Source organism: Streptomyces sp. NBC_00212 (genome assembly GCF_045206365.1).
Classification (GTDB): domain Bacteria; phylum Actinomycetota; class Actinomycetes; order Streptomycetales; family Streptomycetaceae; genus Streptomyces.
Window position 1 is genome coordinate 3,031,560 of record NZ_CP108115.1, and the last position, 11,777, is coordinate 3,043,336.

General features: G+C 72.4%; 13 protein-coding genes. 4 read left to right on the top strand and 9 right to left on the bottom strand.

What is annotated here, in order from left to right; all coding sequences use genetic code 11:
- Nucleotides 1–45 precede the first annotated feature (45 nt).
- The 8 genes from def to OHA17_RS13650 all read right to left on the bottom strand — a co-directional run bounded on the left by def (nt 46) and on the right by OHA17_RS13650 (nt 7,493).
- Complete coding sequence (gene def, locus OHA17_RS13615; RefSeq protein WP_398876244.1) at nt 46–678, bottom strand: peptide deformylase; 633 nt, start codon at nt 676–678, stop codon at nt 46–48.
- Between the two features lie 58 nt (nt 679–736).
- The gene (locus OHA17_RS13620) at nt 737–1,717 is read right to left on the bottom strand and encodes a hypothetical protein (RefSeq protein ID WP_053729869.1); all 981 of its coding nucleotides are present in this window, start codon (nt 1,715–1,717) and stop codon (nt 737–739) included.
- A gap of 117 nt (nt 1,718–1,834) precedes the next feature.
- Complete coding sequence (locus tag OHA17_RS13625) at nt 1,835–3,091, bottom strand: HD-GYP domain-containing protein (RefSeq protein ID WP_406506899.1); 1,257 nt, start codon at nt 3,089–3,091, stop codon at nt 1,835–1,837.
- Nucleotide 3,092: 1 nt separating this feature from the next.
- On the bottom strand, nt 3,093–4,520 hold the full coding sequence (locus OHA17_RS13630) for an HD-GYP domain-containing protein (RefSeq protein ID WP_406510708.1): 1,428 nt from the start codon (nt 4,518–4,520) through the stop codon (nt 3,093–3,095).
- Between the two features lie 261 nt (nt 4,521–4,781).
- Nucleotides 4,782–5,096 (bottom strand): mycothiol system anti-sigma-R factor, encoded by a 315-nt coding sequence (rsrA, locus tag OHA17_RS13635; protein WP_398876247.1) that lies wholly within the window; start codon nt 5,094–5,096, stop codon nt 4,782–4,784.
- Nucleotides 5,093–5,737, bottom strand: a complete 645-nt coding sequence (locus tag OHA17_RS13640; protein ID WP_398876248.1) for a sigma-70 family RNA polymerase sigma factor — start codon at nt 5,735–5,737, stop codon at nt 5,093–5,095. Before OHA17_RS13640 ends, rsrA begins: the two co-directional genes overlap by 4 nt.
- A gap of 247 nt (nt 5,738–5,984) precedes the next feature.
- Nucleotides 5,985–6,620: an alpha/beta family hydrolase gene (locus OHA17_RS13645; RefSeq protein WP_406506900.1), complete on the bottom strand. Its 636-nt coding sequence runs from the start codon at nt 6,618–6,620 to the stop codon at nt 5,985–5,987.
- A gap of 57 nt (nt 6,621–6,677) precedes the next feature.
- Nucleotides 6,678–7,493 carry an SOS response-associated peptidase gene (locus OHA17_RS13650; RefSeq protein ID WP_406506901.1) on the bottom strand — a complete coding sequence of 272 codons (816 nt, stop codon included), beginning with the start codon at nt 7,491–7,493 and terminating at the stop codon, nt 6,678–6,680.
- Nucleotides 7,494–7,543: 50 nt separating this feature from the next.
- On the opposite strand from OHA17_RS13650, the gene OHA17_RS13655 reads away from it, so the two are divergent.
- The 4 genes from OHA17_RS13655 to OHA17_RS13670 all read left to right on the top strand — a co-directional run bounded on the left by OHA17_RS13655 (nt 7,544) and on the right by OHA17_RS13670 (nt 11,047).
- Nucleotides 7,544–8,245, top strand: coding sequence for a M50 family metallopeptidase (locus tag OHA17_RS13655; RefSeq protein ID WP_344378293.1), 702 nt, complete (start codon nt 7,544–7,546; stop codon nt 8,243–8,245).
- A 26-nt stretch (nt 8,246–8,271) separates the two neighbouring features.
- Nucleotides 8,272–9,597: a 3-phosphoshikimate 1-carboxyvinyltransferase gene (gene aroA, locus OHA17_RS13660; RefSeq protein WP_398876253.1), complete on the top strand. Its 1,326-nt coding sequence runs from the start codon at nt 8,272–8,274 to the stop codon at nt 9,595–9,597.
- Nucleotides 9,598–9,611: 14 nt separating this feature from the next.
- Nucleotides 9,612–10,625: a ribosome small subunit-dependent GTPase A gene (gene rsgA / locus OHA17_RS13665; RefSeq protein ID WP_398876254.1), complete on the top strand. Its 1,014-nt coding sequence runs from the start codon at nt 9,612–9,614 to the stop codon at nt 10,623–10,625.
- 98 nt (nt 10,626–10,723) lie between these two features.
- A complete protein-coding gene (locus OHA17_RS13670) occupies nt 10,724–11,047 on the top strand; it encodes a multidrug efflux SMR transporter (protein WP_053730036.1) in 324 nt (107 codons plus the stop codon).
- Nucleotides 11,048–11,093: 46 nt separating this feature from the next.
- Here the strand turns inward: OHA17_RS13670 and OHA17_RS13675 are convergent, their stop codons facing one another.
- Nucleotides 11,094–11,753: a TetR/AcrR family transcriptional regulator gene (locus OHA17_RS13675; RefSeq protein ID WP_406506902.1), complete on the bottom strand. Its 660-nt coding sequence runs from the start codon at nt 11,751–11,753 to the stop codon at nt 11,094–11,096.
- Between the last annotated feature and the right edge of the window lie 24 nt (nt 11,754–11,777).

The following is an 11,777-nucleotide window of genomic DNA, read 5'->3' on the forward strand; positions in this document are numbered from 1 at the left end:
AGCCTCACGCCTTACGGTTTTTCACCAACTGCCTTACGGGGAACGTCAGTTGTTGGGCACGGTCTCGTAGCGGGCCGTGCCCTCCGCCATCTGCTTCAGCGCGTCCTTGCGGTCGCGCTTGGAGAGGCGGTCGATGTACAGGTACCCGTACAGGTGGTCCGTCTCGTGCTGGAGGCAGCGCGCGAAGTAGCCGGTGCCGCGCACCTTGACCGGGTTGCCCTCGGCGTCCTGGCCGGTGACCACCGCGTAGTCGGGGCGGGCGAGCTCGGCGTACGCGGTCGGCACGGACAGGCAGCCCTCGTTGGACTCGTCCAGGACGCGCAGCTCGGACGGCAGCTCTTCGAGGACCGGGTTGCAGACGACGCCCACGTGCCGCACGCCCTCGTCGTCCATGCAGTCGTAGACGAAGACCTTGAGGTCCACACCGATCTGGTTGGCGGCCAGGCCCACGCCCTCGGCCGCCTTCTGGCTGGCGAACATGTCGTCGATGAGCTTCGCGAGCTCGCCGTCGAACTCGGTGACGTCCTTGCACTCCTTGTGGAGCACCGGGTTGCCGACGACCGTGATCGGGCGGGCGGTGCCGCGCTCGCGGTAGGCCAGCTCGCGTGCCTCGCAGTCCTCCGTGTCCACGACGAACCCGTCGTTCTCGACCTGCTGGTCCGTCTCCTGCTGCGCCATGTCCGCCGTAAGCCTTCCTGAAAACCCGATTCCGATCCCGTACAGCCTACGGCCAGGCTCAGCAGACTTCTTCTAGATCCCGCCACTCCCGGCTGTCCGGGTTGTCGGCCACCCAGCCGTCGAGGAGGCCCCGGACCAGACCGGCGGGGGCCGCGATGCCGCATTCGCGCTCCGGCACCCACAGGTCGCCGGAGGTGCGGTGGCCGAGCGGGCCGGGGTGGCCGGGCTCGCTGTGGTCGTGCGGGTCGAGGTGCTCGCCGTCGCCCTCGTCGCTGGGCATCTGGGACTCGGAGCAGGCCCGGCACAGCAGGCGTACGGACGAGGACCAGTCCTCGGCGGCGAAGCCGGCGTCGGCGGCGAGCCGCTCCAGGGCGTCCCGGTCGGCCTCGGTGGCCGCCTCCAGGAGGACCACCCAGGTCGGCACGGGCGAGGGCGCCCACAGCTCGATCTCGTCGAAGACCGGGAAGGACGGGCCGGCGGCGGTGGTGCGCTCGCCGTGCGGGACACCGTCGTGCAGCACGACCTCGCCCCAGCGCCGCCCCGAGGACGGCAGCGGGATGGACAGGACTTCCATGCGGGCCGGGTCGAGCCGGCGGCCCCACACCACCTCGGCCTCGCCCTCGGGCGAGAGGCGGACGGCGGCGCTGCCCAGCTCCATGCCGACGGGTTCGCCGCTGCCGGTGGCCTCGCCCGGCACCTTCAGGCCGTACGCCTGCCAGGCCCGGCGGGCCAGCGGCCAGTCCTGCAGGGCGGTGGCCGCGATGCCGACGTTCCACCAGTCGGGGGCGCCGGTCTCCTTGTCGAGCAGGGCGACGGCGCGCAGCCCGGCGGCCCGCGCCTGCTCCCAGTCGTGCCGGAACTTGTGCAGGAGCGCCAGGTTGAACCAGGACTCGGACAGCCACGGTTCCAGGTCCGCGGCGCGCGTGAGCAACGCCCCGGCGTCCTCGTACCGGCCGTCGCCGATCAGCGTGAACGCACGGTCTGTGGCCTGCCGCCACGAGGCGGAGGGCCGGTGCCGTCCCTTGCCGAAGATCCTCACGATTCCCGCCTGCCCAGACCGGCCCCGACTACCGGGTCGGTCTTACGGTCTCCCAGTTTTCTGGGTTCTTTTCGCATCCAACCATGCCCAGCCGGAAGGCCGCTCATTACTCCTGGGTTACCCAGGCGGCACCCGGGTCAGACAGCCTCGGGCGAGCACGCGTGCCAGGGATTCGACAACCTGGGGATGGTAGTCACGGCCGGTGCCGAGACGCAGCTGTTCGAGTGCGTTCAGCGACCGTCCGGGGCCCGAGGAGCCCTCCGCGAGATCGTCGTAGGCGTTGACCGCGCGGACGATCCTGGCGGGCAGCGGCTGCTCCCGGTACGGGTCGGCCTGGCGCTCGACGACGACCGCCACGTCGGCGGGCACCCCGGTCTGGCGCACGACCGCGCCGCCGAGCAGCGCGATGCGGCGCTGCTCGGCGGCGGGCAGCGTGGCGGTGGCCCCGGCGGGGACCGGGTCGAGCAGGGACAGCTGGCCGATGTCGTGCATGAGCGCCGCGTACTCCAGGACGGTCAGCTCGCTCTCCGAGAGCCCCAGCTCGCGCCCGACGGCCCGGCTGAGCTCGGCGACCCGGCGGGCGTGGCCCGGCTTGGTGTATCCGGCGACCTCGGTGGCGCGGGCCAGTGAGGTGATGGTCTGGCGGTACGTGGTGCGTACGGCCGCGTACCGCCGGAAGGCCAGCTGGGTGAGGAGCAGCGGCACGCAGAACACGGGCAGCGCCCACAGCCCGGCGACGGCGACCGCGAGCGCCATCACGGTGCCGGTGGCGCACACGGCGGACCCGATGCCGACGAGCCCGCGCAGCTCGTCGCGCAGGAGCGGCCCGAACGGGTACCGGGTGCGGGCGTGCAGCAGCAGGGCGGCGACCACCGCGTCGCACAGCGCGGTCAGTAGGAGCAGCAGCAGGAGAACGAACGCGAAGTACGCTCCGTGCCCGAACCAGGCGTCGAGGTGCCCCGAGTTGTAGAGCGGCTGAAAACAGACGGCGGCGAAGGCGACGGTGAGCACCCGCCGGGCCGCCTGGTCCAGGCTCGGCCCGCGCCCGACGGCCACATGGGGTACGGATCCGAGCAGCGTCGCGGCCACCACCACGGCGATCACCTGGAGCACCCCGTGCCGGGTGGCGTGCCCGGCGTTCTGCCCGAGCAGCGCGTAGGCCAGCGCCCCGGCCGAGGCGAGCGGCGCCGGGTCCCGCTCCCCGTCCCTGGCCCCCCACCGGGCCAGCTCCCCCAGGGCGATGAGCGCGCCGAACGCGGCGGCGGTGCCGGGTTCGACGAGGCCGTCGTGCAGGGTCGACGCGAGCGCCCAGGCGGTGAGCAGCCCGGCGAGGGCGTAGGCGCCGAGCACGGGGGCGGTGGGCCGGGCGGCCATGTCAGGCGCCTTGGGCGTTCGAGGGGCGGGGGTCGGGGAGCGGCCCCGGTTCGGGGACGGGCGCCCCGACCGGGGCGGCGGGCGTCCCCACCGGTCTGGACGGAGGCACGTTTCCGCGCGCCCCACCGGTTCCCGGCTCGTCCGCCGTGACCTCGACGTGCCACCCGTACCGGGACAGCGCCCGCACCAGGCCGCCGACCATCCGCGGGTCGAACTGCGCGCCCGCGCACCGCTCCAGCTCGGTGACGGCCGCCGCCACCGGTCTCGCCCGCCGGTAGGAGCGCGTGGACGTCATCGCGTCGAAGGCGTCGGCCACCGCCACCACGCGGGCCGCCTCGGGGATCTGGCCGCCCGCGAGCCCGTAGGGGTAGCCACTCCCGTCGAGCCGCTCGTGGTGGTGCAGGATCGCGGCGCGGGCCTCGCCGAGGAAGCCGATGCCGCGCACCATCTCGTGGCCGTACTCGGGGTGCAGTTCGATCACCGCCCGCTCCTCGGGGGTGAGCGGCCCGTCCTTGCGGAGCACCCGGGTGGGCACCCCGAGTTTGCCGACGTCGTGCAGGATCCCGGCGAACCGGATGACCTCCAACCGGCCTTCCTCCATGCCGAGTTCGCGCGCGATCATCTCCGAGGCCCGGCCGACCCGTTCGCTGTGGCCGCGCGTGTACCTGTCCTTGATGTCGACGGCCTGGACGAGGGCGCGGATGGTGGCCTGGTGGGCGGCGCGCTCGCGCTGGTACTGGGCGAAGACCCAGCACGAGATGTACATCGGGAGCAGCACGAACAGCGCGGCGGGCGGTCCGAACCGGCTGCGCCACAGCACGGCCATCATCAGCCCCGCGAGGCCGTGCACACAGTGCGGGGCGAGCGAGCGCAGCAGGAGCCCGCGCCAGGCGGTGCGGGGCGGGCGCCGTTCGGCGGTGGCCAGGATGAGGCCGTCGAGCGCGGTCAGGACCAGGCAGAAGACCAGGGCGGTGGCTCCGGCCGGCAGCAGCGCGTACGGGAAGTCGGGGGCACCGGCGCCCCGCCCGCCCAGCGCCTCGCGCCCGCCGAGCAGCACATGGGCGCCGGCCGCGGCCGACGCCGCGATCGCGAGCTGCGCGGCCCGCCAGATCCGCCGCACCTGGCGCGGCTCTTCCTCGACGTACGCGATGAGCGCGCCCGGCACCGCGACGAGGGCGGCGGCGGCCGGCGGGAGCAGGAAGGCGGCGGCGAGCAGCACCGGGAAGAAGGAGCCGGAGGCGATCGGCACGCTCACCCGCCCGGCGAGGACCGGGCAGCGCGGCGGCCATTCGCACAGCGCGTACAGGCCCGCGAGGAGCGCCACGGCCGCCCAGGGCACGCCGGGGCGCAGCACGGGCAGCGCGCATGCCACCGCGCCCACTACGGCGCCCAGGACGGCGATGCGCGCCCCCGCCGGAATGTCCCGCAGTCCCCGCGGCTCCGCCATGGCCCCCACCTCCCCATCCGCCCGGGCAGCCCGTTGCGTACAGCTTGGCGAGGATAGGCCCGTGCGCCGTGGCGGTCAGGCGCATGGTCGGAATAGGGCGTTTCGAGCCGCCCGGATTAGCACCTTCGGGTGACGCCGGGCGCCCCACGGGTGGCCGGACACAGCAGAGCGGCCACGACGCGTGGTCGTGGCCGCTCTCAACTGCCCTGCCGCGGGCGGCAGTTCACCTCTGGATCAGCCGGGTCACTCGGGCCGGAGCGTCGGCACCTCTCCGGTGACGACGTCCTGTTCGGGCACCGCCTGGCCGGAGCGGATCAGGTCGATGCGGCCCATCACCTTGGAGCGCAGGTCGCTCGGCACGTCGTCCGAGCCGCAGCAGCGCTTCACCAGCTTCTTCACGGCCTGCTCAAGGCCGTACTTCTCCAGGCACGGCGAGCACTCCTCGAAGTGCACCTCGAACTTGCTGCAGTCCGTGGGGGGCATCTCGTGGTCGAGGAACTCGTAGAGATGGTCCAGGACCTCAGAGCAGTCCGTCTCGTGCGGCTCTCCGCAGCTCATGAGCCCGAGCCTTTCGCTTCGTCCGAGTCGCCGGCGCCGGCCGGGACGAGCCCGCGGTCACGGGCGTAGTCCTCCAGCATTCCGCGCAGTTGGCGGCGGCCCCGGTGCAGCCGGGACATCACCGTACCGATGGGTGTACCCATGATGTCCGCGATCTCCTTGTACGCAAAGCCCTCTACGTCCGCGAGATACACGGCGATGCGGAACTCTTCGGGAATGGCCTGAAGGGCCGACTTCACGTCCGAGTCGGGCAGGTGGTCGAGCGCCTGCGACTCGGCGGAGCGCAGGCCCGTCGACATGTGCGACTCGGCGCGCGCGAGCTGCCAGTCCTCGATCTCCTCGGCGGCGCTGCGCTGGGGTTCGCGCTGCTTCTTCCGGTAGGAGTTGATGAAGGTGTTGGTGAGAATCCGGTAGAGCCAAGCCTTCAGGTTGGTGCCCTCGCGGAACTGGTGGAAGGACCCGTACGCCTTGGCATACGTCTCCTGGACCAGGTCTTCCGCATCGGCCGGATTGCGCGTCATGCGCAATGCGGCCGAGTACATCTGGTCGAGGTAGCCGAGGGCATCCCGCTCGAAGCGCGCATTGCGCTCGGCGGTGGTCTCTTCCACGTGGCCGTCGTCGGTCCCTGTGACCGGACCCACCTCCTCGAACGGTGTGCTGAGCCCGAATGCGGACCCACTCGAATCGGAGGATAGACGACGATCCACTCCGCCCGCCGCTCGAATAGGAGCGGTCCCGGCCGCGGAAAGCACCGTCCACTCCAGGTCAGAGGCGGCCTTGCGGCTCGGGCAGATGGTCGAACCCATGCGACGGACTCCCTCTCCACAGCTGGTCTGCATATCCCTTACGTCGGCCATAACAGTGGGCCCGCATTCCGCATTCCCGGCGTCAGATCTCCAGCGCGCCGAGCCATTCACCGACGGCCGCGGTGATCACGTCCAATGCCTCCTGCTGGGTGAGGGAGGCCCGTTTCGGGACCGCGAACCCGTGGTCGCCGGACGGCACTTCCACGAGCCCGTACGTCCCTTCGGGGAACTCGGCGGGCTTCCCGAAGGGGTCGTTCCCGCCCTGCACCACGAGGGTGGGCACGCCCGCCCCGAGCAGCTCCGGCGCCCTCGACTTCTCCGGCCTGCCCGGAGGGTGCAGCGGGAAGCTCAGGGCGAGGACCCCGGCCGCGCCGAGCTCCGCCGCCGTGCGGCAGGCGACCCGGGCCCCGGCGCTGCGGCCGCCCGCGACGACGGGCAGCCCCTTCTTCGCCACGGCCGGCCACAGGTCGCGCCATCCCGTGTCCAGCGTCTTCGGCGCCGGGGCCACCTTCTTGCCGGCCACCCGCCAGGGCTGCTCCACCAGGGCCACGCTCACCCCGAGCGGCGGCAGCGCCCCGGCGAGCGCCTGAAGGTCCCGGGCCTCGATCCCACCGCCCGCCCCATGGCTCACGGCCAGCACGAGGCGGGCCTTCTTGGCGGTGTGCCAGGTGATGCGCGCCTCACCGGCGCCGGTCTGGATGATCTCGCTGTCGCTCACCGGGCCATCCTCCGCCGGGCAGGGCGCGGACGGCGAACGACATGGGCGAGGTCACCGTCAGAACAGCGTGCCCTCCTCGGGCCCCTCCAGCTCCGTCAGAAGCTCCGGCCCGTTGTTGCGTACGTTGCTCACCGCCGTCGATACGGGATACGCCCGCATCAGCCCGCCCGGCGGCGGCGCGAGCAGGTCCCGCAGCGACTCGGTGTCCGTGTGGGCCGGGTCGAGCCACGCGCCCCACCGGTCCGGCAGCAGCATCAGCGGCATGCGGGGATGGATGTCCGCGAGCGAGCCGGGGCCCTCGGCCGGGGCCACGCCCAGCGGGCCCGTCTCGGCCTCGGTGGTGACCACCGAGCAGGTCACCCACCAGGCCGAGGGGTGGTCGTCGGGCAGCGTGCGGTCGCGCCAGAACTCGTACAGACCGGCCATCGCGAAGACCGAGCCGTCCGCCGGGGTCACGAAGTACGGCTGCTTGCGCGGCCGCTTCTTCCTGCCCTCGACCTCCAGCTCGCGCTCGCCGGCGCCGGTGACCCACTCGTAGTAGCCGTCCGCCGGGATGATGCAGCGGCGGGCGGCGAACGCCTTCTTGAAGGAGGGCTTCTCGTGGATCGTCTCGGCGCGCGCGTTGATCATCCGGGCGGCACCCTCGGGCGATTTCGCCCAGGAGGGGACGAGTCCCCACTTCAACTTGCGCAGCTGCCGAACCGGACGCGGGGAGTCGGCGTCTTTAAGAGGGCGCTCCAGGACGACGTAGACCTCTTTGGTAGGAGCCACGTTCCAGTCGGGCTCCAGAGCCTCCGCCGGATCCCACTTCTCTATCTCAAAGACTCCTGCGAGATCCTCGGGCCTGCGACTCGCTGCATACCTACCGCACATAGGTGCCACACTGCCACGGCGCCCGTACCCCATGAGGAGCCGTCCCAGAAATGTCCGCGCTTGAAGACTTCCAGCTCTTCGGCACCCAGAGCGCGCCAGCCCAGTGGCTGGTCGTCGCGACGGGCATAGCCGCGCTCGCCGTCGTCGTCCCGCACAGCCTCTGGCGCCTCTCGCGCAACGCCATCACCATCGCCCACGAGGGCGGCCACGGCCTGGTCGCGCTGCTCACCGGCCGCCGCCTCGACGGCATCCGGCTGCACTCCGACACCAGCGGTCTGACCGTGAGCCGGGGCAAGCCGCACGGCCCCGGCATGATCCTCACGGCCGCCGCCGGATACACCGCTCCCCCGCTGCTCGGCCTCGGCGGCGCCTGGCTCCTCGCCGCCCACCACGTCACGCTCTTCCTGTGGCTGGCCACGGCCCTGCTGGTCGCCATGCTGGTGATGATCCGCAACGCGTACGGCGTCCTCACGGTCGTGGTGACCGGCGCCGCCTTCCTGCTCATCTCCTGGCTGACCAGCCCGGACGTCCAGTCGGCGTTCGCGTACACGGCCGTGTGGTTCCTGCTGCTCGGCGGCGTGCGCCCCGCGTTCGAGCTGCAGAGCAAGCGCCGCCGCCACAATGACGGCGACTCGGACGCCGACCAGCTCGCCCGGCTCACCCACGTACCACCGGCGCTCTGGCTCTTCCTCTTCCACGCCGTTTCTGTCTGCTCCCTGATCGGCGGTGGCCGCTGGCTGCTCGGCCTCTAGGTGGCGGCCCCACTAAAGTGAGGACCATGACCGAAACGCCCGTGCACCCCGCCCTCTGGCCCGCCCCCCTCGCGAGCGGAGCCGTCGACGCGACGGTCACCGTGCCCGGATCGAAATCGGTCACCAATCGCGGGCTCGTCCTGGCGGCGCTCGCCGCCGAGCCCGGCTGGCTGCGCCGCCCCCTGCGCTCGCGCGACACCCTGCTGATGGCGGAGGCCCTGCGCACCCTGGGCGTCGGCATCGAGGAGGGCGTGGGTCCGGACGGCTCGGGCGAGGCCTGGCGGGTGATCCCGGCCGGTCTGCACGGCCCGGCCACGGTCGACGTCGGCAACGCCGGTACGGTCATGCGCTTCCTGCCCCCGGTCGCGGCCCTGGCCGACGGCCCGGTCCGCTTCGACGGCGACCCGCGTTCCTACGAGCGCCCGCTCGGCGGCGTGATCAACGGCCTGCGCGCGCTGGGCGCCCGCATCGACGACGACAACCGCGGCGCGCTCCCGATGACCGTGCACGGCGTGGGCGCCCTCGAAGGCGGCCGGGTGGAGATCGACGCCTCCTCCAGCTCCCAGTTCGTCTCGGCCCTGCTGCTCTCGGCCCCCCGGTTCAACCAGGGCGTCGAGGTGCGGCACGTGGGCTCCACGCTGCCGTCCATGCCGCACATCCGGATGACGGTCGACATGCTGCGCTGCGTGGGCGCCCAGGTCGACGAGCCGGAGACGGGCGGCGAGCCGAACGTGTGGCGGGTCTCGCACTCGGCGCTGCTCGGCCGCGACCTGACCGTCGAGCCGGATCTGTCCAACGCCCAGCCGTTCCTGGCGGCCGCCCTCATCACGGGCGGCACGGTCGTCATCCCCGACTGGCCGGTCCGCACCACCCAGCCCGGCGACCAGCTGCGGCAGATCTTCACGGAGATGGGCGGCACCTGCCAACTGGCCGACCGCGGGCTCGTGTTCAACGGCTCCGGCCGCATCCACGGCATCGACGTGGACCTGAGCGAGGTCGGCGAGCTGACCCCCGGCATCGCGGCCGTCGCGGCGCTCGCCGACTCCCCGTCCACGCTGCGCGGCGTCGCGCACCTGCGGCTGCACGAGACGGACCGCCTGGCCGCGCTCACCAAGGAGATCAACGAGCTCGGCGGCGACGTCACGGAGACCGCCGACGGCCTGCACATCCGCCCGCGCCCGCTGCACGGCGGCGTCTTCCACACCTACGACGACCACCGGATGGCCACCGCCGGCGCGATCATCGGCCTCGCCGTGGACGGCGTGCGGATCGAGAACGTGGCGACGACGGCCAAGACGCTGCCCGACTTCCCGGACATGTGGAGTTCGATGCTGGCAGGGTCCGGAAGCTGAGCGGGGCTTAGATCATGCGCCGCTACGGCAAGAACCCCGACGAGGACGACATCCGCGTCCGCCCCAACCCCAAGGGCAACCGCCCCCGCACCAGCATCCGCCCCAAGCACGAGGACGCCGCCGAGGGCATGGTCCTCACCGTGGACCGCGGCCGCCTCACCTGCCTGGTCGAGGACCGCACGATCCACGCCATGAAGGCCCGCGAACTGGGCCGCAAGGCGGCCGTGGTGGGCGACCGGGTCGACATCGTGGGCGACCTGTCCGGCAAGAAGGACACGCTCGCCCGGATCGTACGGATCGGCAAGCGCAGCTCGGTCCTGCGGCGCACGGCCGACGACGACGACCCGTACGAGCGCGTGGTCGTCGCCAACGCCGACCAGCTCGCCATCGTCACCGCCCTCGCCGACCCCGAGCCGCGGCCCCGCCTCATCGACCGCTGCCTGGTGGCGGCGTACGACGGTGGCCTGGAACCGCTCCTGGTCCTGACGAAGTCGGACCTCGCCCCGGCCAACGAACTCCTGGAGATGTACGGCGCGTTGGGCGTCCCGTTCGTGGTCACTTCACGCGAGGAGCTGTACGAGGGCAACGCGGCGGACCGGGTGCGCGAGCAACTGCACGGCCGGGTCACCGCGTTCGTCGGCCACTCCGGCGTCGGCAAGACGACCCTGGTCAACGCGCTGGTCCCGGAGGCCCAGCGGCGTATCACGGGGCATGTGAACGCGGTCACCGGACGCGGCCGCCACACCACCACCTCGGCGCTCGCGCTGCCTCTGGACAGCGCGGACGGCGGCTGGGTCATCGACACCCCGGGCGTACGGTCCTTCGGCCTTCACCACGTCGACCCGTCAAGGGTGATCCTGGCCTTCCCCGATCTCGTACCGGGCACCGAGAACTGCCCGCGCGCGTGCAGCCACGACGAGGCGGAGTGCGCGCTGGACCAGTGGGTGGCGGACGGGCACGCCGATCCGGCCCGGCTCTACTCGTTGCGCCGACTGCTCGCGACGAGGGAGCGACGCGAGGGCGACTGACCTGTTTCCACGGGCGTGTGCATGCCCTCCGTTGCATAATCGCACCAAGTGTTGACCATGCAGTCAGCGACGACGATGCGTTGTGGGAGGCCCTGGACATGGCGTGGCTGCTGGTCGTGGTGGCGGGAATCCTCGAAACGGGCTTCGCCGTCTGCCTGAAGCTGTCGCACGGTTTCACCCGGCTCTGGCCGACGGTCGCCTTCGCCGCGTTCGCACTGGGCTCGTTCGGCCTCCTCACGCTGTCCCTGAAGAAGCTGGACGTGGGTCCGGCGTACGCGGTGTGGACGGGCATCGGGGCGGCCGGCACCGCGATCTACGGCATGGTCTTCCTCGGTGACGTGGTCTCCACCCTCAAGCTGGTGTCGATCTCGCTGGTCATCGTGGGCGTGATCGGCCTGCAGATCTCGGGCTCGGCCCACTGACCCACGCCCCGAGCTCTTTTGACGGACCGTCAGGCATCGGTCCCGGCTACCCCACCGCGCGCACCGGCAGCCGGGCGAGCACCGAGCGGATGTACCCGGCCTGCCCCTCGCCCCGCCCCGGCGGCGCCACCACGCAGGACAGGCCGAGCCGCACCGCCGTCTCGCAGTACCGCCCCAGCTCCACCGGATCCGCGCCCGGCACCTCCTTCTCCAGCGCCGCGAGCGCCCGGTCCCGTACGGCGGCGACGAGTTCGGCGGGCCCGGGCACCCCGGCGTCGGCGCGGCGCTGGGCGGGCACGGCCGAGACGGCGGCGGTGGTACGGATCGAGGGCGCCGGAAGGCGTTCGCTCCAGCAGCCCGTGAGCAGGGCCCGCACCAGGGCGCTGGAGCGGGCCGAGCCGACCATCCACTCCGCGACGCGGACCAGGCGGTCGGCCGGGCCGCTGGGGGTCCCGCCTGCGTCGGAGCCTGTCGGAGATGCTTGGGGGAGCTCGGCGAGCGCTCTGTCGACGCCCCGCAGATAAACATCGGCCTCCCGGCGCACGAGCGCGCGGGCGAGGCCGTCTTTGCTTCCGAACTCGTTGTAGAGGGTCTGCCGCGAGACCCCGGCGGCGGATGCCACGTCCACCATCCGGACTCCCGACCAGGGCAGTCCCGCGAGCGCCGAGAGAGCGGCGTCCAGTAAGGATTCCCGCGCTGTGGGCATGGTCGCCTCCCGAGCCCCCGAGAC